Source organism: Ligilactobacillus sp. MP3 (assembly GCF_024436335.1).
In the GTDB taxonomy this organism is placed as follows: domain Bacteria; phylum Bacillota; class Bacilli; order Lactobacillales; family Lactobacillaceae; genus Ligilactobacillus; species Ligilactobacillus salivarius.
This window is the reverse complement of record NZ_JANFQI010000004.1, coordinates 122,917-147,672: the sequence shown is the minus strand read 5'-3', so window position 1 is coordinate 147,672 and position 24,756 is coordinate 122,917. Positions and strand designations below refer to the sequence as shown.

Genomic DNA, 24,756 nt, shown 5'->3' with positions numbered 1-24,756 from the left:
TTATTTTATATTTGTATTTGCCAATTCAACTAGCTTGGTTGTTGATCCAAAGTATTAATGCCTGGATACCAATCTTTATATCCTTGATATCTATCTACTTCTAGCAGTTTTTCAGCATTTTTTACTCTTTCTGGCGTAGGAGGCTCAACACCTTCAAGACGATATCTGATGCCCATTTCCTGATACTTATGAACGCCCATTGTATGATAAGGTAATACTTCAAATTTTTCAACATTATGAAGATTTTCCTTAACATACTCGCCCAATTGTTTCAAGTATTCATCATTATCCGTGATGCCTGGGATAAGGACATGACGAATCCAAACAGGTTTCCCTATGCTAGAAAGATATTCGCACATATCCAAAATATTATCATTTGGGAATCCGGTTAATCTCTTATGTTCGTCCGAATTAATATGCTTGATATCAACTAATAGAATGTCGGTATAGTCCATTAACTCATTGAACTTACTAAACCAAGGTTCTCTTCTTGTAAATGGCTGTCCACAAGTGTCCAAACAAGTGCTAATACCTTCTTCCTTGCACATCTTGAATAACTCTAGTGCAAAATCTATTTGCAATAGAATTTCACCACCTGATAAAGTTATTCCACCTTTGTCACCCCAAAAGCTACGATAAGGAAGTGCCTTATTTAGAACTTCTTCAGTCGTCATTTGTGAACCTACCCTTGTTTTCCAAGTGTCCGGATTGTGACAGAACTTACACCTCATATGGCAACCTTGCATAAAAGCGACAAAACGTATACCTGGTCCATCAACAGCCCCAAAAGTTTCCAAAGAATGTACATACCCTACGACATGACCGTCTTTAGTTGGAACTGGATTCAATAAAGGATTAGCACTCATTCTCTCCACCTACTCTCTTCTAAATATTACATTGAAGCATGGAAGGTTCTTGCAATAACGTCATCTTGTTGTTCTTTAGTTAAATCAGCAAAGTATACACAGTAACCTGAAACACGAATTGTTAAAGTTGGATACTTCTCTGGATGTGCTTGAGCATCTAATAAAGTATCTCTATTGAATACATTAATATTCAAATGATGACCATCTTTTCTCATATAGCCTCCGATCATGTTTACTAATGTATCTTCTTGCATCTTTTCATCATGACCCAATGTTGTTGGTGTTACAGCAAATGTATTAGAAATACCATCTGTAGCATACTTGTATGGTAATTTAGCAACAGATAATAATGATGCTAAAGCACCTGTTGTATCTGCTCCGTATGCTGGGTTAGCACCTGGTGCAAATGGTTCACCCTTTTGACGACCATTTGGAGTAGTACCTGTGTTCTTACCATAAACAACATTTGAAGTAATTGTAAGAACGGATGTTGTTAACTTAGCTCCACGATATAGATGATGCTTGCTCATCTTAGTAAATAGTTCCTTAACAAGCCATGCAGCAATATCGTCAACACGATCATCATCGTTACCATAACGAGGGAAGTCATGATCTGCTTTAAAGTCAACAGCAATACCATCTTCGTCACGAATTACTTTAACATGTCCGTACTTGATAGCTGAAATTGAGTCAGCAGCAACAGACAATCCAGAAATACCTGTAGCAAAGCTACGATCTACTAATGTATCTTTCAATGCCATTTGTGCTGATTCATAGTAATACTTGTCATGCATGTAATGAATTGTGTTCAAAGCATTTACATAAATATCAGCAATCCATTCCATCATGTCATCGAATTTCTTCATGAATTCATCGTAGTCAATGTATTCTGAGCTAATTGGTTCGTATGCAGGACCTACTTGTTGTTTTGTAAGTTCATCCTTACCACCATTGATAGCATACAATACAGCCTTAGCTAGATTTGCACGAGCTCCGAAGAATTGCATACCATTTGCAATTGGTTGTGCAGATACACAGCAAGCAATGCCATAGTAGTCTGTTCCCCATGTCTTCATCATTAAGTCATCGTTTTCGTATTGAATTGTAGAACTTGCAATAGATACACTTGCAGCATAGTGCTTAAATGATTCAGGTAAGCGATCAGACCAAAGTAATGTGATATTTGGTTCTGGTGCGGCACCCATATTATGCAATGTGTTTAAGAAACGATATGATGTCTTAGTTACATGGTGACGTCCATCTAAGCCCATACCAGCAATTGATAATGTTGCCCAGATAGGGTTACCTGAGAATAGTGAGTTGTAAGCTGGTGTACGAATGAAGCATACCATTCTCAATTTCATTGTGAATTGGTCAATTAATTCTTGTGCTTCTTTTTCAGTTAAAATACCACGCTTCATATCACGTTCAATGTAAATATCGATAAATGAATCGATACGACCAATAGACATAGCAGCACCATTTTGTTGTTTAATAGATGCTAAATATCCAAAGTATAACCATTGAATTGCTTCTTTAGCTGTTGTAGCTGGTTTGGAAATGTCATAGCCATAAGACTCAGCCATAATCTTCATATCATTTAAGGCTTTGATTTGGTCAGAAATCTCTTCACGCATTTGGATTATGTCGTTAGTCATCTCACCATCGCCACAATTTTCCAAATCTTTTTTCTTTTCTTCGATTAAACGATCAATACCATACAATGCAACACGTGGGAAATCACCAATTAAACGACCACGAGCATATGCATCTGGTAATCCTGTAATAATCTTGTTATGACGAGCTTTCATAATTTCACTCGTATATGCATCAAATACACCTTGGTTATGTGTCTTAGTTAAATTTTCAAATACAAAATCTGTTTCTGGATCAATCTTAAATCCATAAGCTTCCAAAGCACCTTTGGCCATCCTAATACCACCATATGGCATAAGTGCACGTTTCATTGGTTTATCGGTTTGCAAACCAACAATTTTTTCTAATGATTTATCTAAGTAACCTGGTTTATGAGATGTAATTGTTGATACTACTTTTGTATCAGCTTCAAGAGGTCCACCATTTGCACGTTCTTTTAATTTTAAATCAACTAATTTATCATTTAATTTTGTTGTAGCTTCAGTTGGTCCTTCAAGGAAAGATTGATCACCATCATAAGGAGTGAAATTATCTTGAATAAATTCACGAATATCAATTTCTTCCTTCCATTCTTTTCCTCTAAATCCTTCCCAAGCATCTTTTACATCAACATTTTGCATTTGAGTTTTTTCAACCATACTCAAAGCCTCCTTTGTGATTTTTAAGAAAACGTTTTCTTCACTGTTAATACTACACCTTAGTTGAATTAAATTCAATGAAAAATTGTTCACAATGTTTTTTATTTTCAAAAAATATTATAAACGCTATCATTTATTTTAATCATTAGAAATGTTAATATGACAATATTTTTGATAACAGTTTATAAACTTTAAAAATGTGATTTATGTATCAAAATATAAATTTCATTAATTTTATTTTAGAATTTCTTAAAATTACAAAAAAGGCCCTATACCCAATAAAATTTAGGTATAGGACCTTTAAACCTTTAAAAGTATTTATACTGACGCCCCTAAAATAAAGGTAACTAACGTCGTTAACAATCCGGTTATAACATTTCGTAAAATTATTTTGCTAGTTGAAACCTCGGAGTTGTGTGTACAAACTACTGCATTAATTGATAATGAGGCAATCATCGCAATTAATGTAAATACCACGCGATGTTCTGGTCTTGCTAGGATCATCGTCAATAATGGAATCATTGCTCCAATTATAAATGAGCAGAAAGAACTAGCTGCAGCATGAAACGGCATTAAGATATCGTTCTTTTGCAATTTTATCGGACAATTTTCACAGTCTTCATTTCCCAACTGTCTTTGTCTTTCCATTGTTTTTTCTTGAATATCTCTTTGGGTACTTACAGATATCCATTCTCCACCGGCCATTGAACAAGCTCCAGCTAGCATGCCAGACAAGCCACTGATTAAAAGGGTCTTACTATCAAGATTAGCCCCTGCAGCACCTAACACGATTCCAGATACTGAAATAATTCCATCATTGGCACCTAAAATACTAGCTCTGATAACATTCAAACTATCCCAGAAAAAATTAGTTTTTACTCTTAGTACATGTATAACTTTCACTTTGTACACTTCCTCACGAATTTCGCAAAAATATCATTTTTTATATATACTGTTAAATATATGTAAACCGCTTTCGTCACGATTAAATTATACATCATATGAGTAATTAGTACTAATTTAGCAAAATTTATAATTATATACATGTTTCACAATAATATAAAAAGCATACTTAAAAAGTATGCTTTTTTATAATTAACCTACACTACCATCCATTTGATACTCAATCAATCTATTCAATTCGACTGCATATTCCATTGGTAGTTCTTTAGTAAATGGTTCAACAAATCCCATAATAATCATTTCAGTAGCCTTTTCTTCAGAAATACCTCTACTCATCAAATAGTAAAGCTGATCTTCAGAAATTTTAGAAACTTTAGCTTCATGTTCCATTGAAACATTACTATTTAATACTTCATTAAATGGAATTGTATCACTTGAAGACTCATCATCCATAATGATAGTGTCACATTCAACGTGTGCAAACGAACCATCACTATCTCTATTAAACCTTACATACCCACGATAGTCAGCAATTCCTCCATCTTTGCAGAGAGATTTTGATACAGTTGATGAATATGTATTCTTAGCATTATGAATCATTCTTGCGCCAGTGTCAGAGTCAATACCTTTACCTGCAAATGCAATGGATAACATATTTCCGTGTGCCCCTTCGCCATCTAAATAGATACTTGGATATTTCATAGTTACCTTGGAACCAAGATTCCCATCTACCCATTCCATAGTAGCATTTTCCAAAGCTCTGGCACGTTTTGTTTCCAAACTATACACATTATTAGACCAATTTTGGATTGTTGTATAACGGCAATAAGCATCCTTTAAAACATTTACTTCAACAACTGCTGCATGCAAGGAATCTTGTGAATAATTAGGAGCTGTACAACCTTCTACATAGTTAACACTAGCACCTTCATCGACAATGATTAGTGTTCTTTCAAATTGCCCTGAATTTCCGGCATTAATTCGGAAGTAACTTTGAATAGGTGTTTCAACCTTTACTCCCTTAGGTACATAAATAAATGTTCCCCCAGACCAAACAGCTGTATTAAGAGCTGCCATTTTATTATCATCTGCTGGAATTAACTTTCCAAAATATTTCTTTACTAATTCTGGATATTCTTGAACTGCAGAATCTGTATCCATAAATATGATACCTTTTTTGGCAAAGTCTTCTTTCATATTATGGTAAACAACTTCTGATTCATATTGAGCAGAAGAACCAGCTAAATATTTACGTTCAGCTTCTGGTACACCCAAACGATCAAATGTATCTTTAATTTCTTGTGGCACATCTTCCCACTTTCTAGCTACTGTATCAGTATCACGTCTAAAATAATTAATATGATCTAAATCCAATTCTGACAAATCTGGTCCAAAATTAGCCATCTTCAAAGTCTTGTACTTTTCATAAGCAGCCAATCTAATATCCAACATCCATTCAGGTTCATTTTTAGCTTTAGAAATATTTCTTACAACTTCTTCACTAAGACCTTCACCAGTTGTATAAATTGGTTCAATATCATCTTTAAAGCCATATTTATATTGGCCACCAATGTCTTTTATATCTTCACTAATCATTCTTTTCACCCTTTCCTTCATACTTCTCAATAAGTTGATAAACTGCCTTCCATGATAACATTGCGCATTTAATTCGAGCGGGAAATTGTTTAACCCCTTCTAAAATTATTGCCTCACCTAAAACTTTTCTATCAGGTTTTACTTCTTTTGTAATCATATCGGAAAATGACAATACCATGTTTTTTATTGTATCGAAGTCTTTATTTAATACTTCATTTGTCATAATACTTGCGGATGATTGAGAAATTGTGCAACCATAGCCATCAAAAGCAATATCCTTTATCTTATTATCCTCAATTAATGCAGTTAAGGTAATAACATCGCCACAAGTTGGATTTCTCAATTCAACTTCAACACTTTTATTTTCTAATTTACCTTTATGTCGTGGATGGTTAGCCTCTTCTAAAATTGCTTGTCGATATAAATTATTTAAATTACTCATATTTGGAAAAATTCCTCTACTTTCTTTAGAGAATCTACTAATTTGTCGATTTCTTCATAAGTATTATAAAAATAGAAACTTGCTCTCAAAGTAGCACTCACACCTAACCAATCCATAAGTGGTTGTGCACAATGGTGACCAGCTCTAACTGCAATTCCATCAGCATCTAAAAAAGTTGCTACATCGTGGGGATGAATACCTTTCAAATTAAAGGATACTACTCCACATCTTTGATCAGGATCTTTGGGACCATAAATTTCAATAGTCTTAATATTAGCTAACTTTTCAAGTGCATACTTTTGTAAGTCCTCATCGTTTCGAGCCACATTTTCCATTCCGATTTCTTCCAAATAATCAATCGCAGCACCAAGACCTAGTACACCTTCAATATTTTGAGTTCCACCTTCAAAGTTCCAAGGAATCTCTTTGAATGTTGATTTTTCAGTTGTTACACTGTCAATCATTTCTCCACCATATTCTAAAGGATGCATTTTTTCTAAGAGTTCATACTTTCCCCATAGAACACCAATTCCAGTAGGCCCTAACATCTTATGTCCCGAAAATACATAGAAGTCTGCCTCTAAATCTTGCATGTCTACCGACAAATGTGGTACAGATTGAGCACCATCAACTACTAAAATTGCATTACTTTGATGAACAATAGCTGCAATTTCTTTAATTGGATTAATTGTTCCTAAAACGTTAGAAACATGAGTAACTGCTACAATCTTTGTTTTATCAGTAACCTTTTGCTTTAAATCGTCTAAATCAAGTTTGCCTTCTTTAGTTAAAGTTACATACTTTACCTTTAGATTCTTTTCTTGTGCAATTGCTTGCCATGGAACAATGTTACTGTGATGCTCCATATAGGTGGTAACAATTTCATCGCCTTCATGTAAGTTATATCTAACATAACCTTGTGCTATCCAGTTCAAACTTTGAGTTGTTCCCTTGGTAAAAAGTACTTCCTCATCGCGATAAGCATTAATAAAATTTGCCACTTTATGTCTTACATTTTCATATTTATCAGTTGTTTCGACTGCTAAATTGTAGACACCACGATGAATATTACTATTGTATTTATTATAGTAGTCAGCAATTTCGTCAATTACTTGCTTAGGCTTTTGCGAAGTAGCTGCACTATCTAAGTAAGTTAAAGGCTGATTGTTCATTTTAGTTTCTAAAAGAGGAAAATCTTTTCTTAAATCACTAGTTTTCTTCATCATAACTTACCTTTCTTTCAATCAATTCACTAAACTCATTGCGAATTTCTTTCAAAGGTATTTCATCTAAAACAGGAGCTAGGAAACCTCTAATTACTAATTTTTCAGCTAAACGTTTTTGTAAGCCACGACTCATTAAGTAATATAATTGTTCAGGATTTACACGACCAATACTTGCCGCATGTCCTGCAGTAACATCATTATCATCAATTAGCAAAATTGGATTAGCATCCCCTCTAGCTTGTGGAGATAACATTAAAATACGACTTTCTTGTTGTGCATCAGAGCCTTTACTTCTCTTCATTACATGTCCGATGCCGTTGAAAGTTAATTCGGATGCATCTAAAGCAACACCATGTTGTAAGATGTGACCGATTGTATTCTTTCCAATATTTGTAACTCGTGTATCAATTCCTTGAATTTGATCACTTGTTGAAATACCTACGACTTTTAATTCAGCATGAGAGCCATCGCCAACTAAATCAGAATCAAAATCACCGATTGTTAAACCAGAATTCATCATACCCATTGCCCAGTCAATCTTGGAATCTCTTTGTAAGTATCCGCGACGATTCATATAGGCAGTTGTATTCTTACTTAAATTATCGATACTAGCAAAGTGAATGTGACTCCCATCACCAGCAATAACTTCAACTACAATATTAGCTGTATTACTCTTATCACCATCTGTTTTTAAACGTTCTACATAAGATAGTGAACTATTTGCTTCTGTAACAATTAGTACATGATGAATATAATCTTCCTCAACTCGTGAATTTTGAATATATTCGCATGTTAATGGTGTTTCTAAGTCTACATTTTTAGGTACATAAACTAAAACTCCACTTTGAAGATTTGCTACATGTTCTGCTAACAGGCGATTATCGTCCATTTTTAATCCTTTTTCCATAAAGTATTTCTTCATAATGTCTTCATGATTAATCAAAGCATCTTCAAAGTCTTCGACAATTACACCCTTATCAAGAAATTCTGATGGTAACTTAATTTGTGCCTTATTACTAGCATATTGATAGACATCAGCGTTAGTATCAAATTTAGGTTGATCATCAATTACACTCGTCCCATCAACATTTATATCCCAGTCATGATACTTAATTTTTTGGAAACTAGGAAATTTAGTAGTTTCAATTAATTGTTTAGCTTCATTTCGCTTAGCTCTAAACCATTCGGGCTCTTTTCGAAGTTCAATCAATTCATCTATGGATAATTGTTTCATTGTACAAGCCCCCTAAGCATTTTCATCAACTAATTTAATATCTAGACCAAGTTCATCACGAAGTTTTGCGTATCCTTCTTTTTCCAAACGAATTGCCAAATCTGGGCCACCAGTTTTGACAAGTTGGCCATCCATCATAACATGTACATAATCTGGAACGATGTAGTTCAAGAGTCTTTGATAGTGAGTAATAATCAAAGATCCAAAATTATCGCCACGCATTTGGTTGACACCACGAGAAACGACTTTAAGTGCATCAATATCTAGTCCAGAGTCAATTTCATCTAATATTGCGAATTCGGGTCTGATCATCATCATCTGCATAATTTCATTACGTTTCTTTTCACCACCAGAAAAGCCTTCGTTCAAATATCTGTCAGCCATTTCTTCAGACATATCCAATGTTTCTAAAGTTTCATCCAAACGTTTGATGAAGTCCATTAAAGGAATTGGATCATCTTTAGGACGACGAGCATTAATTGCACTCTTAACAAATTCTGCATTAGTTACTCCTGGAATTTCTTGTGGATATTGCATTGCCAAAAATAGTCCCATTCTAGCACGTTCATCAACTGGTAAATCAATGATACTTTTACCATTCAATAAAATATCTCCCTTTGTAATCTTGTAAGCAGGATCTCCCATAATAGTTGAAGAAAGTGTTGATTTCCCAGTACCATTCGGACCCATAATTGCATGAATTTCACCAGTCGACATCTTTAAATTAACGCCCTTTAAAATTTCCTTTCCTTCAACAGTTACATGTAAATCTTTAACTTCTAATACTGACATTTAAATCACCACTATAAAATAGTTACCTTTCCTGGAATTTTCTTATCAATAACATTATAAGACAAATTACCTAACTTAACGATTGGATTTAAGTATTTTTACAATATATTCCCTTAAATTTATTTGTAATTAAGTAATAATCTTTATAATAAGTTTACAAATATAGAATAACGCTTACATACAACATAATCAATACTCTTATACAAATTATTTAGCACAACTTAAAAACTCGCCTAGAAACCATTCTAGACGAGTTTTTACCTATTTAATATAAGCGTATTTGTAATTCCATTGTGTGCCTGCAGTATTTTGAATAATACCCTTCACTTTTGTATTTTGCATATAAGATGTTGTTTGTTGATATAGAGGCGTTACACCTTGATCAGCATTAAAGATTCGAGCTGCTTTTACTAAATCTTCCCAACGCTTATTAGCATCATTGGCATCTTCATTTTGCGCTTTTTCAATTAAAGCATCATATTCTTTATTAGAATATTTTCCATAATTGTACGAAGTTCCTGTAACTGGAATCTGCATGAATGTGATTGGATCTTTGAAGTCTCCACCCCAACCTGATACATAAATATCATAGTTACCTTTGCGAGCTTTAGATAATGCACTATTTCCAGGAATGTTTTGTACAGAAACCTTAATTCCTGGCAATACCTTTGTATATTGTGATTGTAGATATTGAGTTAAAGCATCATTATTAGCCATTTCATTAGAAGCTAGAATTGTGAAATTCAAATTCTTTTCACCAATTTCTTGTAACCCTTTCTTCCAATATTCTTTAGCTAATTTTTCATTATAGTCAACTGTATTATCTACTTTTTGTTCTGCAGCGAAATCTTTACCTGTTTTCGGATTATTAGCTAAATCAGATGCTACAAAACCAGTTGGTACATTAGATCCATCGCCGAAAACTTTCTTTGTAAGTGTCTTTCTGTCGATCGCCAATGATAAAGCTAATCTAATATTCTTATTATTTAGTGCCTTACGATTTACTTCATTAGAATCATTAAAGTTATAGTCTAAATATGCAACGTAAGAATAAGAGTATTGCTTGAATTCTGGCTTGTTATGTAGATTCTTAACTTGCTCACTAGATAATGGTGTTAAATCCAACTTGCCCTGTTGGAATAATTGATAACCTGTATTGGTATTTTTAACTACTTGATAGTTAATCTTTTGTAGTTTTACTACTTTTTTATCCCAATATTGATTATTCTTTACAAATGACCATTTATCCGAAGTACCATTCCAATCTTTAACTTTAAATGGTCCTGAATATACCATGTATTTAGAATTAGTTCCATATTTCTTACCATACTTTTGTACTACTTTTTCATTTTGTGGTCCAAATAATGGATATGTCATTAAGACTTTAAAATATGATATAGGTCTATCTAATGTAATAACAACCTTGTTATCACCTTCAGCCTTTATTCCTAACTTGTCAGCTGACATCTTACCTTCATTGATAGCTTGGGCATTCTTTACATCATAGAACAAATAAGCGTATGGTGAAGCTGTCTTAGGATCAATTGTTCTTTTCCAAGAATATACAAAATCTTGAGCAGTAATCTTATCACCGTTACTCCACTTTGCATCTCTCAAAGTAAAAGTCCATATTTTGCCATCTTGTGAAACCTGACCACTCTTAGCTAGTCCAGGGGTTACCTTACCATCTTTACCTAGTCGATAAAAGCTTTCAAAAACATTTCCTGTTTGACCATAACCAGTAGACTTAGAAATATCAATAGTATCTAATGGTCCAGTTGTACTTAAATTTAAAACTTGTTTAGAATTTTCACTAGTAGATTTTCCACATGCAACTAATAAAACAGCTGTTAAGCTTATAAATATTCCTGTAATAATTGCTTTAATTTTTTTCATCTTCATTTTCCCCTCTATGTATTAAATAAGACATATTTTTTATAAAGAACACATCATCCTTCCAGATAAATAAAAAAGGACTTGCAACTCCAAAAAATTAGAATCGCAAGTCCAGTTCAGTTATCTTCATCTTCTATAAACTAACTGATTAGATTAATTTGCATCGGTACCGATAATAAATATATACGGATTAATCCAATCTTGGAAGTGTGAGTCTAATTTTCTGCATGCCAAAATCCATGTTGCCTACTGGACAACATGTTACTAAACAACAACATTGTGTATTAATAAATTTTGACATAATATTCACACTCCTCTCATTTCATTAACCAAATCATATAACTTTACTATACTTTTGTCAATAAAATTTAATCATACTTGCAAAATATTCTTTTAGTAAAAAATAACATTCCCGTTAACAACGCGAATGTCTACATTTTTAATAATTGATAAATAGTTATATCCTACTAAATCTCATTCTTATTTTTCTCCCCAGAATTGTCAATCCAATTACAAGTAACGAAACTGGGAAAAGAGTAATTGGGAAAAATAAACTTATAAAGATACCTGCTAACCATTCTTTTTTAAGGAGAGTGATAGCTATAGATACACTAACAACTAAGACAACAAATAAACTATCTATTTGTGGAAAAAGTTGTGCCATTCCAAATCCTTGTAGAAAAGCTGCAAATGTTACTGGAAAAATGTCCCCTCCAGTCCATCCTGTCCATAAACATAAATCTAAGAACAATAACTTTATAAGAGATAAAATAAATAACATTACAACAGGTGTACTCATACCGAGTTTAGCAACAGTATGTAAACTATGTTGACCCGAAAATAGTAACGTTGGAACAAATAGTTTCATTAAGAAAATAACCATTGCACCTATACAAATTTTAAATGGTAAAGAGATCTTCAAATGATCTAAATTTATAAAAATTACTTTTTTTAACCAACTATAGCTTTTACCAAAAACAAATCCATACAAACAAAGAGGTAAAAATACTAATAAATCTACCATAGACCAATTAGTTTTTCCTAACTTAGTCACAAATGATGGCTGATCAGTTAATCTCATCATTAACCAAAAAGCAAGTAAGCCATTCGCAATTAATAAGTTTCGCCAAGTTTTTCCAATCTTCTTTTGATTAATTGAATAAGATAACAAATAATGACTAGGATGAAAAATATACTTTATCCACTTTATAGGATTAGATTTTTCCAACTGGTTCCAATTTGCTTCTAAATATCTAAGTTTATCTGCCTGCCAAATAGAGTAAGCAATAACTGCTCCCAATAAAGGAGCCTCAGGACCAACTCCAGCTCCTGAAATTAAAATCACTAAAGCTAACAATAAACTATGCCATGTCTTTCTATATGATGCTGTTCCTTTAGCTTTAAATTCGTGTAATAATTCATGACTAGTCTTAGGTAAATTACCCCATTTAATCTTTAAAAAAATAACCACACTACATAAAATGGTTAATACTAGTAACGAATACACAAAATTTACATGCAACCATTGAGAAACTGATTCCCACAAAATATAACTTAGTATCTTTTCAGTCATAATAAATGCATAGGAAATCAAAGCAAGCACACTACTATACATTAAACCTAACAAAACTAAAAAAACTTTTTTTCTTTCAAACATCCTTACCAACAATCACCCACTTGATACAATTTTCAAGAAATTTTTATTTCAATTTTAAATTTAAGTCTCTTTACCTATATTATCTTTTAAAAGATTACCATATTAAATGCTTCTAGGCTAGAACTATTGTAGAGTATGTATTAAATTCTTAATTATCGTAAATTATTTCTTATAAAAAATAAAAAAACAACATCCCCGTCAACAACGAGGATGTCTTCGATTGTAGTATGTAAAACCTTACTGAGAATGACTAAGTTATCCAAACTAGGTAATGATCTACCAGTTAACCACTTATAAATGGATTGTGGATTCTCAAATCCCATAACTGATTGAATATCACGTACACTGTACCCATTGTTTTTGAATAAACTTTTTAGGTTAGCACCAGTTTTTTCTGAATTTATCGAAATATACATTGGCTTCATGTAATCACCTCAATTTAATTATACATACCTCTAACACTTATACCAAAAATAGCCAACGCAAAATTTGCATTGACTAAAAATTATGTAAACCGACGCGTATTGGTTTACGTGGGATACTCTTGTATCTGGACTTATTAGACTACTGAATCAAACTAGCACATCATGGCTAGCAACTTCCATGACCTAGTCCGCATTTCAAGTTCAGGGCATAGACCTTTTCCTATCCAATTTTCACCAAACATGTGCAATGTTCCAGTTAATGTAAGATTGTCGATTTTGGCTACTCAAACCTTACTCGTCAGTTATAGTTGCATCGCTACAACTTCACGACACGAATTCTTAATTGATATTCTTCTTTTGGTTCCTAAGGTAATCAGCCTTAATTAACTGAAGATGGCATATTATGAATCCCTGACGGTAAGTGTCTTAGTTTCAGATATGAATCCCCTTGCTTCTCTCTACACAACTTTTTTTCGTTGCTCCCAATTAGTACTACCCAAGTGGAAATTAGAAAAAATAAACGTATCCGTATATTTCGTCATAGTAGTTATTAAGAGATGTATGGCTAGGCGGCTTGTCACACCTTATCCACTAGCTTCATCGGTATACTTATATACTAACAAAGCTTAGGTCATTAAACTATAAACTGTTAGGTTAATTTTGGCGATTTCGACATAGGACCAATTTCCTAATTTATGCAAAATAAATTTTGGCATCGCTTTATTTGCATAAATTTTAGAATTTCTCCTGTGTTTATATCTAAAAATTTAATATTTTACTGTTAAAAAAGACACCAGATTTCTCTAGTGTCTTCATCAATTATTCAACTCTAATATTTTCTAACCTAAAAATTCAAAAACATCTTTGCGGTCATATAACTTAAATACTTTTTCAAATAAGAATTGACCGACAAGTGACGCAATAACTGGAATAACTAACCATGCTAGCAATGCTGCGACAACGCCTAAGCCTTTTTCGATTGATGCTAATGGTCCTACTAAACCTACTAAACCAAAACCACCGGAAGCAGGAGAACCAGAAATTGACATCAAAGCTACAGGAACTGCAGAAATTATTGCTGTAAAGAAACATGGTACTAAGATAATTGGACGTCTAAATAAGTTAGGCATCATCATCTTCATCGCACCTAAGGCTATCGCGATTGTTACCCCTGGCTTGTTAACTTTCCATGAGTTTACTACAAGTACAAGTGTTGTTGCAGCAACTCCCATTGCAGCAGCACCAGCAGCTAAACCGTTAACTTGGATAGCCATCGCAATCGCTACTGTTGAAATTGGAGAGATAATTAACACTGCAAAAGAGCAGGCAATTAAAATACACATTAAAACTGGTTGTAATTCTGTAAATGTGTTAATCACATTACCAATTGCGGAAGTTATCGCTGTAACATATGGATACATATAGAATCCAATTAAGCCAGCACCTGTTCCTACTACAATTGGTGTTAAAACAATTGCTACTGATCCAAATTTATCGCCTATCAACAGAATTAATCCAACTGCAATCGATGCTGTTAACATAGTGTTAATAATATCACCTGTTCCAGCACCTACATAGGCACCAGTTTTATTTAACGCTGGGAAGTATTTAATTACGCCAGAACCTACAAATGCGGCTCCACCAACTACGGTCATCTTCATGCCATCAAAGCCAAACTTTTGGGCAATCAATGTACCAATAATTAAAGGTGTTCCTAATTGGAAAATAATTGCTGCTTGTCCTAGATGCACGGCAAAAGGATTAGTGCCGAACATTTTAAGGATAGCAGCAAGAACAGCATTAGGAATTAAACCAACTATAATCCCGATGGCAGTACCGCCTAAAACACGATCAATGAAAACTTTGGGTGTAATCTTTGTTGTTTCCAAATTCGTCACCTTCTTTATGTAAAATATACATATATTATAAGTGACGTTGTGAGCAATGTAAATATATTTTTCTTTAGTTTCTTTACTTCATTAGAAGAAAGTGTAAAAAATTAATTAAATTTAACCTTTATATTTAAGCATTCTGTTATAATAATGATATAATATATATTGTAAAGGTTATCATTTATATGAGGAGGAATTTTTAATGGTTTCAATCAAAATGTTTGGTGTTCGTGATGAAGAACGTCCAATGGCTGAAAACTGGGCAAAAGAACACAACGTTAACATTGATATGACTAGTGACATCCTTACATCCGATACTATTGATGAAGTTAAGGGTTTTGACGGTCTAACTTTAATGCAAGTAGCGGAAGTTACTGACGATTTATATCCTAAATTGAAAGAATTTGGTATCAAACAAATCGCACAACGTAGTGCTGGTTATGATATGTACAATTTAGATGCTGCTAAAGAAAATGGCATTATTATTACTAACGTGCCTAGCTACTCTCCGGAATCAATTGCTGAATACACTGTAACTACAGCATTGAACTTAGTACGTAAATTCCCATTAATTGAAAAACGTGTTAAAGAACATAATTTCTCATGGGAACCTGAAATCAGAGGTCGTGTTATCGGCGATATGACAGTTGCTGTTATCGGAACTGGTCGTATTGGTTACCATGTAGCTAAAATCTTCCATGGTTTTGGTGCTAAAGTTGTTGGCTATGATCTATATCCTAGTGACAAATTAGACGGTATCTTAGAATATCGTGATTCCGTAGAAGATGCTATCCGCGATGCAGACATTATTTCTTTACATATGCCTGCTTTCAAGGAAAACCATCACATGTTTAACTACGAAATGTTCAAGAAATTCAAATCTGACGCTGTATTAGTTAACATGGCTCGTGGTGCTTTAATTGATACAGAAGATTTATTGAAAGCTTTAGACGATGGTCTTTTAGCTGGAGCTGGTCTTGATGTTTACGAACACGAAGGTCCATTAGTTCCTATTGACCTAACTGGAAAAGATATTGAAGACGAAACATTCAAGAAAGTACTTGAATCTGATAAGATTATCTACTCACCACACGTAGCATACTACACTGATGAAGCTGTTAGAAACTTAGTTGAAGGTGGTTTAAATGCTACTTTGGAAGTATTGGAAACTGGCGATGCTTCAACACGTGTAAACTAATTAGTTTATTCCTGATAAAAACCTCTGAGAATCTATCTCAGAGGTTTTTTATTATACTTACTATAAGTTATTTATATTTTTGTCACCATATAGACTTTCCCAGTCATTTCTAAAATCTGCCACAGCTTGAGAAATAGATGGCATCTTAAAAGCAGATGTCACAATATCAGGACCAACTGTTACAGCTTGAGCACCATTGCTTAATGCTTCATTTACTTGTGCTACATTATGGAAACTTGCAGCTAAAATTTTAGTATTACTATTATCTAAGTTAATCCTTTTAGCTAGATTTCTAATAACCTCAGCTGAATCAATATTTTGATTTAACATTCTATTATAGTAAGGAGCCAAGTAGTCAGCACCAACATTAATTGCTTGATAACCTTGAAATTCCGTATAAATTGCAGTTGCTGTTACTCTAATTCCTTCAGCCTTTAGTTTTTTCATGACTTCTAACCCATCTAAAGTAGTTGGAACTTTAATATATACATCCTTGCCTACTTCATCTACAATTTTGTAAGCTTCATCTATCATTCCAGATACAGAAGGTGCTACAACTTGTACGTGGAGTTCTCTTTCATCTCCAATAATTTCCTTTATTTTTTTTAGATGTACGAATAAATCATCGCCTACTCTATCTTTTTTTAGAATCGTTGGATTAGAAGTTACTCCTTTAACATTTAATTTATCACAGTAATATTTAATCTTTTTCAAATCAACTGTATCTAATAAAAATTCCATATCTATTTTGTCCTTTCATGCTAGAAAAGCATAGAGAAACCTCAACGCTCCCTATGCTTTCCTAATTTATTTTATAATAGCAATTTTTGTACCTTCATTAATTTCAGGGTATTCCTTTTCTTCTACATACATTGATCCTGGTAATGTAGCAGTTTTATCCCCTGTGAAGTTAATAGCTATATGACCTAAGTTCTTCAAGTTAGTTTGAACTTCGTTACCTACTGCTGTTATTTTATATTTTTCATCATCAATTTGTAAAGTCATGCCTGCCTTTATTTCGCCAGATAATTCGTTTACTTTAATGATGTAGCAGGATGGTCTAAGTGCATCTGGAGCACCTTCACCAAATAAGATAACCATTTTAATTTCCTTGAAATTCTTAGCTTCTTCACCAATTTCTATAACTTCTGTTTCGTAAAGTTTAGTCTTTTTCTTTTGTAAGAACATAATAAATCACACCTCATCATCAATTCATTTTTTACTTTTATTTTCCTGAATATAATCCAAAACTAGCTAACCATGCTACAAATACTCGAGGTAAACCGTTTAAGAAACGTGAGTACAATACAGATGTAACCCCAACTTCAACTGTTTCTGGCTTAGCTTCTTCAAGACCTAAACCAACAGGAATGAAGTCACAAGCATTTTGAGTATTGATAGCGAACAATGCTGGTAATGCATATTGTGGAGGAATATGACCTTTACCAATTTCAACACCAATTAGAGTACCGATAACTTGGGCAATTACAGCACCTGGTCCAAGCAATGGTGATAAGAATGGCAATGAACAAATGAAACCTAAAATCATCAAGCCCCAAACGTTCCCTGCAAGAGGTACCATGATTTTAGCGAACCAGTTACCAATACCGGAACCCATGATAATACCGATTAGCAAAGCAACGAATGCCATAAATGGAATAATTGTATTCAAAACTGTTTGTACTGATTCCTTAGCAGCTTGGTTAAATGTAGCAACAACTTTACCTACACCAATACCAATCTTAGCGATAAATCCGCCACCATGACCTTGTTGTGTCAACGTCTTAGAAGTATCTATTCCGTCTTCTTTATCAGCTGCAGTTTCTTCTTTGGTAGCCTTTTCATTTTGTTGCTTAACAATTGCTTCTGCGTCTTCAGCATTTACTAATGAAATTTGTTTTGGAGTTACAGCAGATACATATAATTCTGGAGTAATGTATTTAGCTAACGGACCACTCTTACCTGTTGGAAGAACATTTACTGTCAAAATATTTTTACTTGGGTAAATACCACAACGTAAAGTACCACCACAGTCAACGATTGCTAATGCGATTTCTTCATCAGGAATTGCTGTCTTAAAACCATCAATAGCTTCCATACCTGTTAATTCAACAATTGTATCAACAATATCTGGTCTGTTACCACCTGTTACGTAAACTACTTTATGTTTTTCTTCTGTTGGTGTTACAACGATTGGGCCACCCCAACCACCTGAGCCTTTTACGATTTTAATACTGTTCCATTTACTCATAGTTCATTACCTCCAATTAATCCACTGTCTTAGATAACTTAATTCCAGTTGTGCGACATACATAAGCAGTTGTAAAGTCAGTTACCCAACCACCAATGAAGTTCATAACTAAACCTACTAATAAGTATCTAATAGCTAAGTCCATGCTATTCAAACCTAATTTTTGTACACCTTGTGCGATACCCATCCATACAAACAATTCACCTGGATTGATATGAGGGAATACCCCATTACTTGTATGACAGAATTGAGCTTGTGCAGCGTAGTAACTTGGCTTGTAGTATTCAGGTAAGAAACGAGCCATTGTAAAGGACATTGGATTACCTAACATAAATGCTGATAAGAATGGCAAAATTAGATAACGTGTAAAGATGTTTTTAGATGCTCCTCTAGCAATCTTATCCATCTTTTCTTCACCTAAGAATGCAATAATTGTATTCATTAAAACCAATAATAGCAATACAACTGGTACGATTGTCTTCATCCAACCAATGAATGTTTTTCCACCTGTTTCAAAGAGGTTCATAAAACCTGATGCAAGATTTACAACTATATCCATGAGATCATCTCCTAATTAAATTTCTTTGACATATTTGCCTTCAAATTGTTTGCCATTAGACCAATCCTCGTAAATAATGGCATGTTGAATACATTTACACTTGTATCGTAAGCACTTGCTGACAATTTTTGTGTCTTAAAATCAACAAAAGTTTTGTAAGCATTCAATAAACATTGTCTAGTCAATTTATTCAGTCTCTTTAACTCTTGATAATCTGCAGCTAAAACCGCGATATTTTTCCCTTCGAATTTCTTCAATGTTCTAAATTTAGCAAACACTGTAACCCCTTGCATTAAACGGGCTTCTTTTATATTTCCATCATTATCTATCGCTATCAACATCAATGAACCTGAAAAGAAACGTTTAGGATTTTTACCAATCAGAATGCGATAAGGTCCTAGTAATCTTAGTTCACGATAATTTCTGGAAAAATTTTTAATTTGAAAGATTCCAAACAAGCCTTGTAAGAGAAATGCTCCTACAACAATCAATCCTATTAAAATAATCATCTATATTCCCTCCGTTATCTGTGTTAATGGTAAATCCATGTCATATTCCAACAAATTATTATAAATTTCATCATATCCTGAAATCATAAAGATTAAGTCGTATACGTGAGACAGAATCTTACTCAATTTAGAGTTTAGATTTTGCGGTATACCTATTAAGAAAATGATTCTTACTTCTTTTCCTTGATATTTTACAGCTTTTGATAAGATACCAACCGTCAATAATATTCTAGAATGATTAGATTTATCAACCATATGCGGAATTGCAATCCCATTTTGGAAGACATTACTCATTTTTTCTTCTCTTTTCTTCCAATCTAGCTTAAATCCTGGTAATAATTCACCTGTTGAAATTTCTGTATCAATTAAATTCTCCACAGCTTTCAAATAGGAAATTCTTTCTTCAAATCTTTGAATTCTAAATTTTACTTGTTGGCTACTAATTCCCGCCATAACTTGCGATAGAGTTACTTTGCTAACTAATTCGTCATTCTTAAAGATACTCTGAATTCTAACAATTGGAGTTGTAACATCTTTACTTTCAAGTGGTAAAGTTGAAAATACAATCAAGTAACGTTCAGATGATTTCTTGAAACTTTCACTACTCTTGAAAACATCTGCTTCGGTTGTTCCTTGGAAAGTTTCATTTAATCTACTAATAATCAAATTTTGAATACTTTTACTTACTTCACCAACAATCGCAACTTTATGATATTGAGGATTCCCTCTTTTTTCATCTTCTATTTCCATTTGATAATAAAGTGCTAAATAACCCAATTCTTTATCTGAAATCTTAATATGCAGTTTACTTTCTAATAAATTAACTGTCATAATAGCCAAATCTACTGCCACTGGATATTTTTCAACAATTTCTTGACTGAATAGATCATCATTTCTCATATATGTGGCACTTCTATTTATCATGAAAATTGAATGATACTTTATCTGTTCAAAGACTCGATTGTAATCAATATCTAGACTGATATTTTCCTTAACTTGACTAAAAATTTCTGCGAACAACTCATCTATCCACATCAAGCGTTTATTTATTCGTTCAGTATTTCTATTACTATAGTTGATATTCAGCGGTATCAATAGGAAACTTTTTTCTGCTTCTGTTATTTCCTTTGAATGTAAATACTTCTTTAATATAGATAGAATTTCGTCATTTACTTCAGAACTAGTCAATTCATAATAACAATCTGGCGTCGTTGAAATTTTTCTACCATGCTCATGTAAGAAGTTAAGTATTTTCAAATGTCTTATTATTAAATTACGTACTGTTTTACTTTTATCGTACTTTCTAACTAATTTGGTTATTTCCTGCTTTTCTTCAATTGCTAGTTTCTCACCCAAATCATAGTAGTCACAAACAAAGTTACGCAGAATGAAAGCAATCTGACAATCTGCCTTACTTTCTAACATTACCCCGTTGTTACTTACCGATCGAATAGTAGTATCGTAATCTTTTAATAGAAGTTTTATTTCTTTAATATCACGATTGATTGTACCTTTACTTACCATCAAATATTCAGATAAATCATCAAGTAACATATATCCTTTAGATTTAATCAGCATCAATAATATGTATGCTTGACGTTTTAAAGGATTATTGAAATCCAAAGTTGTCTTTAAATAATGCGTCTGAAATTTAGCTAATCTAGCATAATCTTCGACTTTCAAATAATATTTTTGATTTTTTTCTTGAATCTCAGCTATTTCGCCTAATTCTTCATTCAAACTCGTTATATACTTTTGTAAAGTTTTCTTAGATACCTGTAACTCACTAACTAACCTATCTACTGTAATCGAATCATTTGTCGTAAGAATCTTAAACAATTGATAGTTTAATACATTCATAACCTATCCCACTTTCTATCCGCGAGATTTTCCTCCGGCAACGTTTGTTGTAACACCTGTTATATAACTTGATCTGTCTGATAAGTAGTAGGCAACTAAATCAGCAACTTCTGATAATTTACCACTTCTTCCTAATGGTGTAGTACTCTTACTCTTGTATCCTGCACGGATATCTTCAACCGTTTTGTGTCTTGTATATGCTAAAGCTTCTTCATAAGCTAGTGTTCTTAAACCTGTTGCTTCCATAATTCCAGGAGCTACACCTACTACACGAACATTGAATTCACCTAATTCTTTTGCCCATGAACGTGTTAAACCTACAATCGCTGCTTTAGTTCCTGAATAGATGCTTTGTCCTTGTGAACCTTCCAAACCAGCTTCAGAAGCCATATTAACAATTACACCTGATTTTTGTTTTACTAATTGACGAGCAACAGCTTGTGACATTAAAAATACACTCTTTACATTGACATTGAACATCTTGTCAAAATCATTTTCAGTTAATTCATATTTACTATTACTTTCCTTAGCATCTACTAATAACCTAGGCAAGTTAATACCTGCATTATTTACAACCCCATCAATATGTCCATATTCTTCAACAACTCTAGCAACTAATGCATCAACTTGTTCTTTATTTGTTACATCTGTCTCTACAAATGTTAAATGATCATGTTCTTCCTTAGCTGGTTGCAAATCTGCATCATATACATATGCGCCGTCATTTAATAATTCTTTTACAATTGCTTCCCCAATACCAGAAGAACCACCTGTTACAATGTACACCTTTTCATTTAAGTTCAACCAGTTCTCACTCATAAGAATTCCTCCAATAACTTTATATCTTTATTACAATTCTTATTTTAGTGTTAACGGTTACAACAATTAATACAAAGAATTTCTAAAATCTGAGAAAAATATTACACGAATTAAATATTTAAATAAAATTATATAGATAATATAAATTCAAATCAACACTGTGTATGAATTTATTTAAATGAAATACTTCATTAATATATTTAGTATTTGTCGCCATCTTCTTTGTTATATCTACTTTCTCCAAAAACTTCTAATGCCGCAGTAGAATTATGTACAACGTCATTAAAATCTTCACTTGACGCTACACTGGCTGTAGCATTGTTTTCATTGAACCGAGTGCTTGTGAAGATGAATAACCACCGTCAGCAATCTTTTGTTGACTGACACCATACTGTACAGACATTTCTTTGCCTTCTTCCTGCATTTTAGCTACATTTTTAGTAGCCTCTGCAGCCTTTTCGCCACCAGTAGTTAGCAAATTAAAAGTCTTAACATAAGCATTTTGTAAATCACTAGCTTTTTGAGCTCCGTCAACTGCAGCAGCTCCTATATCTTTGATAATAGGCGTTACTCCTGATAAAATAGTAGAAAATTTAACTGTATAATCAATTAACTTTTTTCTACTAGATTTTATTTTCTCACTCAACTTATTATTAAATAACACTATTTGAAGTGCCTTACAATTGTTAGACAAAGTCTAGCGATTGTAAGGCACTTCATTTTTTCAGTTGACTTTTAATAATCTAAAAATATAGTTTACTCATCTTCGCCAATATGGTCTCACATTACCTATTATACTTAGGCTAATATAAAGAAAAATCCAAATATAAATATGCTTCCACAGCCAGTCCCAGAAGAACATCGTGCCAATAATTATAGATAGCGTTACTAAAATAACTAACATTAACCAAAAATGGTCGTCTTTTTTTAACCAGTTATACATTTTCTTCATATCTTATCTCCGGGACTTTCTCATATGATTATTATACCATATTTTACTTTCCCCGTAAGCGTCTTAATGCTTCTCTTGGTGAGACTGGTCTATCTTCTTTAGCCTTAGCGGACATTACTTCGACCAATGTTTCCAATTCTGCTTCACGTAATGCTGTTTCGATTTTAAAATTCTTAGTTTGAGTAGCTAATTTATTTTGCCATTCTTCATTATCTTTCTTATTATCAGATTGTAATTGCTTGATTTGTTCGTTTAAATCATCAACATCTCTAGATGACTTTTGTAAGCTATCTAATTGCTTATCTCATTCACCAAGTTGTGATTTCAAGCCGTCACGTTCATCAGTCAAACCTAAATCCTTCAAATCTTCACGTTTCATGTCAATCTCTCCTATCGTTTTTATTTTACGTGGAACGCTCCACGCTGATTGATTGCATACAAAAAAAGCAGTTTAACGACTTACTCAGGTCGGAATGTTATTCTCTTGATTTACCATCCTTATATAATTCAATTTCATTCATATCTTTTAGATAAATAGCATCTCCACAGTCTAAACTGCCAGTTGTGTTATACACAATAGCGTCTCCAACATCATTATCTTCAAGAAAATCTATATCCAAGAGAAACACTTTTACTGATTTACCTTCTTTTAATTGTACATTAACCCATTTACATTGAAATTTATCTAAAATATCATATAAGTTAGTTTCAATACTAATTTTCATTTGTTACCCCTTTAGGTTCATCTACTAAATTCACAATATCACCTTCAAATTTACCATGAACTACTAAACCAGTTATCTCTTTAAAAGAACGACAACGGCATATATGTTCAAAACTATATACTTCATATACTGTACCATTTTTATCAGCTATCTTATCTCCAATTTTGAATTTACTTACTCCTGGCACAACAACACTTGAAATATCTTTGTTTTCTAAATAAAAAACATCTACAGCTTTCATCAATCTTCCTCCAACTTATTAAGTTTATTTGTATATATTTCTATTAATGTCTTTGTATCTTCAATCTCTTTCTCTGTCAAATTCCACTTAGTTGCATTCTTAAGTAAAATATTTCCAGCTTGAATTTCTCTTAAACAAGCATCTTTTTTGTCTACAGGATTTCCATTAACCTTCATTTGCTTAGCATGAATCAATTCTTCATGAATAGCTACTCGACCAGCTTTAGAAGAAAGCATTATAACGTCATTAATATTTGATGCTTCTGCTCTTTCCCTTTCTAATCTAGCATCTATTTCTTGTCCCATGAGGATTTGACCGCTAGCTTTTCTAAAGGCCTTAGTTATTTTATTGAGCTCTGGTTTGCTTATTGGTCTAGAAGATTTATCATTAACCTTCCTTCTATTCGTAGTAGATCTTAC

General features: G+C 33.0%; 24 protein-coding genes and 1 pseudogene. 1 reads left to right on the top strand and 24 read right to left on the bottom strand.

Translation table 11 applies throughout. From position 1 onward, the window contains the following. Positions 1 to 29: 29 nt before the first annotated feature. The 12 genes from pflA to NOU10_RS04650 form a co-directional block, all read right to left on the bottom strand. Entirely contained in the window at positions 30 to 866 is an 837-nt protein-coding gene (gene pflA, locus NOU10_RS04705; protein WP_003703006.1) for a pyruvate formate-lyase-activating protein, read from the bottom strand. Positions 867 to 892: 26 nt separating this feature from the next. Further along, entirely contained in the window at positions 893 to 3,160 is a 2,268-nt protein-coding gene (gene pflB, locus NOU10_RS04700; RefSeq protein ID WP_255906167.1) for a formate C-acetyltransferase, read from the bottom strand. 318 nt (positions 3,161 to 3,478) lie between these two features. Beyond that, entirely contained in the window at positions 3,479 to 4,063 is a 585-nt protein-coding gene (locus tag NOU10_RS04695) for a VIT1/CCC1 transporter family protein (RefSeq protein ID WP_255906166.1), read from the bottom strand. 192 nt (positions 4,064 to 4,255) lie between these two features. Next, positions 4,256 to 5,659 carry a Fe-S cluster assembly protein SufB gene (gene sufB, locus NOU10_RS04690; protein WP_003702990.1) on the bottom strand — a complete coding sequence of 468 codons (1,404 nt, stop codon included), beginning with the start codon at positions 5,657 to 5,659 and terminating at the stop codon, positions 4,256 to 4,258. Beyond that, positions 5,652 to 6,101: a Fe-S cluster assembly sulfur transfer protein SufU gene (gene sufU, locus NOU10_RS04685; RefSeq protein WP_255906165.1), complete on the bottom strand. Its 450-nt coding sequence runs from the start codon at positions 6,099 to 6,101 to the stop codon at positions 5,652 to 5,654. Before sufU ends, sufB begins: the two co-directional genes overlap by 8 nt. Next, positions 6,098 to 7,324, bottom strand: a complete 1,227-nt coding sequence (locus tag NOU10_RS04680; RefSeq protein ID WP_255906192.1) for an aminotransferase class V-fold PLP-dependent enzyme — start codon at positions 7,322 to 7,324, stop codon at positions 6,098 to 6,100. The genes sufU and NOU10_RS04680 overlap by 4 nt, the downstream gene beginning before the upstream one ends. Continuing rightward, entirely contained in the window at positions 7,311 to 8,561 is a 1,251-nt protein-coding gene (gene sufD, locus NOU10_RS04675) for a Fe-S cluster assembly protein SufD (protein WP_255906164.1), read from the bottom strand. Before sufD ends, NOU10_RS04680 begins: the two co-directional genes overlap by 14 nt. A gap of 12 nt (positions 8,562 to 8,573) precedes the next feature. Next, the gene (gene sufC / locus NOU10_RS04670; RefSeq protein WP_003702968.1) at positions 8,574 to 9,353 is read right to left on the bottom strand and encodes a Fe-S cluster assembly ATPase SufC; all 780 of its coding nucleotides are present in this window, start codon (positions 9,351 to 9,353) and stop codon (positions 8,574 to 8,576) included. A 261-nt stretch (positions 9,354 to 9,614) separates the two neighbouring features. After that, entirely contained in the window at positions 9,615 to 11,249 is a 1,635-nt protein-coding gene (locus NOU10_RS04665; protein ID WP_255906163.1) for a peptide ABC transporter substrate-binding protein, read from the bottom strand. 457 nt (positions 11,250 to 11,706) lie between these two features. After that, positions 11,707 to 12,864: a chloride channel protein gene (locus tag NOU10_RS04660; protein WP_255906191.1), complete on the bottom strand. Its 1,158-nt coding sequence runs from the start codon at positions 12,862 to 12,864 to the stop codon at positions 11,707 to 11,709. 194 nt (positions 12,865 to 13,058) lie between these two features. After that, positions 13,059 to 13,331 carry a helix-turn-helix transcriptional regulator gene (locus NOU10_RS04655; RefSeq protein WP_250201101.1) on the bottom strand — a complete coding sequence of 91 codons (273 nt, stop codon included), beginning with the start codon at positions 13,329 to 13,331 and terminating at the stop codon, positions 13,059 to 13,061. A gap of 839 nt (positions 13,332 to 14,170) precedes the next feature. Next, a complete protein-coding gene (locus NOU10_RS04650) occupies positions 14,171 to 15,220 on the bottom strand; it encodes a PTS sugar transporter subunit IIC (protein WP_014573619.1) in 1,050 nt (349 codons plus the stop codon). Positions 15,221 to 15,425: 205 nt separating this feature from the next. Between NOU10_RS04650 and NOU10_RS04645 the strand changes: the two genes are divergently transcribed. Beyond that, positions 15,426 to 16,421, top strand: a complete 996-nt coding sequence (locus tag NOU10_RS04645) for a D-2-hydroxyacid dehydrogenase (RefSeq protein ID WP_081537282.1) — start codon at positions 15,426 to 15,428, stop codon at positions 16,419 to 16,421. A gap of 60 nt (positions 16,422 to 16,481) precedes the next feature. On the opposite strand, the gene NOU10_RS04640 is transcribed toward NOU10_RS04645, so the two are convergent. From NOU10_RS04640 to NOU10_RS04585, 12 genes and pseudogenes are all read right to left on the bottom strand, one after another. Continuing rightward, entirely contained in the window at positions 16,482 to 17,162 is a 681-nt protein-coding gene (locus tag NOU10_RS04640) for a fructose-6-phosphate aldolase (protein ID WP_255906161.1), read from the bottom strand. 66 nt (positions 17,163 to 17,228) lie between these two features. Further along, the gene (locus NOU10_RS04635) at positions 17,229 to 17,609 is read right to left on the bottom strand and encodes a PTS glucitol/sorbitol transporter subunit IIA (protein WP_003699445.1); all 381 of its coding nucleotides are present in this window, start codon (positions 17,607 to 17,609) and stop codon (positions 17,229 to 17,231) included. A gap of 37 nt (positions 17,610 to 17,646) precedes the next feature. Further along, the gene (locus NOU10_RS04630; protein ID WP_003699444.1) at positions 17,647 to 18,672 is read right to left on the bottom strand and encodes a PTS glucitol/sorbitol transporter subunit IIB; all 1,026 of its coding nucleotides are present in this window, start codon (positions 18,670 to 18,672) and stop codon (positions 17,647 to 17,649) included. Positions 18,673 to 18,688: 16 nt separating this feature from the next. Then, a complete protein-coding gene (locus tag NOU10_RS04625) occupies positions 18,689 to 19,231 on the bottom strand; it encodes a PTS glucitol/sorbitol transporter subunit IIC (RefSeq protein WP_003699442.1) in 543 nt (180 codons plus the stop codon). A gap of 11 nt (positions 19,232 to 19,242) precedes the next feature. Further along, on the bottom strand, positions 19,243 to 19,740 hold the full coding sequence (locus NOU10_RS04620; protein WP_255906159.1) for a transcriptional regulator GutM: 498 nt from the start codon (positions 19,738 to 19,740) through the stop codon (positions 19,243 to 19,245). Further along, positions 19,741 to 21,600, bottom strand: a complete 1,860-nt coding sequence (locus tag NOU10_RS04615) for an HTH domain-containing protein (RefSeq protein WP_255906158.1) — start codon at positions 21,598 to 21,600, stop codon at positions 19,741 to 19,743. It abuts the gene before it with no gap. A 15-nt stretch (positions 21,601 to 21,615) separates the two neighbouring features. Continuing rightward, a complete protein-coding gene (locus tag NOU10_RS04610; RefSeq protein WP_255906156.1) occupies positions 21,616 to 22,419 on the bottom strand; it encodes an SDR family oxidoreductase in 804 nt (267 codons plus the stop codon). Between the two features lie 301 nt (positions 22,420 to 22,720). Continuing rightward, a complete protein-coding gene (locus NOU10_RS04605) occupies positions 22,721 to 23,083 on the bottom strand; it encodes a transglycosylase (protein WP_255906154.1) in 363 nt (120 codons plus the stop codon). 427 nt (positions 23,084 to 23,510) lie between these two features. Then, a pseudogene (locus NOU10_RS04600) lies at positions 23,511 to 23,663 on the bottom strand (phage scaffolding protein); the annotation flags it as partial. A 184-nt stretch (positions 23,664 to 23,847) separates the two neighbouring features. Continuing rightward, positions 23,848 to 24,096: a hypothetical protein gene (locus NOU10_RS04595; RefSeq protein WP_255906153.1), complete on the bottom strand. Its 249-nt coding sequence runs from the start codon at positions 24,094 to 24,096 to the stop codon at positions 23,848 to 23,850. Next, positions 24,086 to 24,337, bottom strand: a complete 252-nt coding sequence (locus NOU10_RS04590) for a hypothetical protein (RefSeq protein ID WP_255906152.1) — start codon at positions 24,335 to 24,337, stop codon at positions 24,086 to 24,088. The genes NOU10_RS04595 and NOU10_RS04590 overlap by 11 nt, the downstream gene beginning before the upstream one ends. After that, complete coding sequence (locus NOU10_RS04585; RefSeq protein ID WP_255906150.1) at positions 24,337 to 24,642, bottom strand: hypothetical protein; 306 nt, start codon at positions 24,640 to 24,642, stop codon at positions 24,337 to 24,339. Before NOU10_RS04585 ends, NOU10_RS04590 begins: the two co-directional genes overlap by 1 nt. Positions 24,643 to 24,756: the final 114 nt, after the last annotated feature.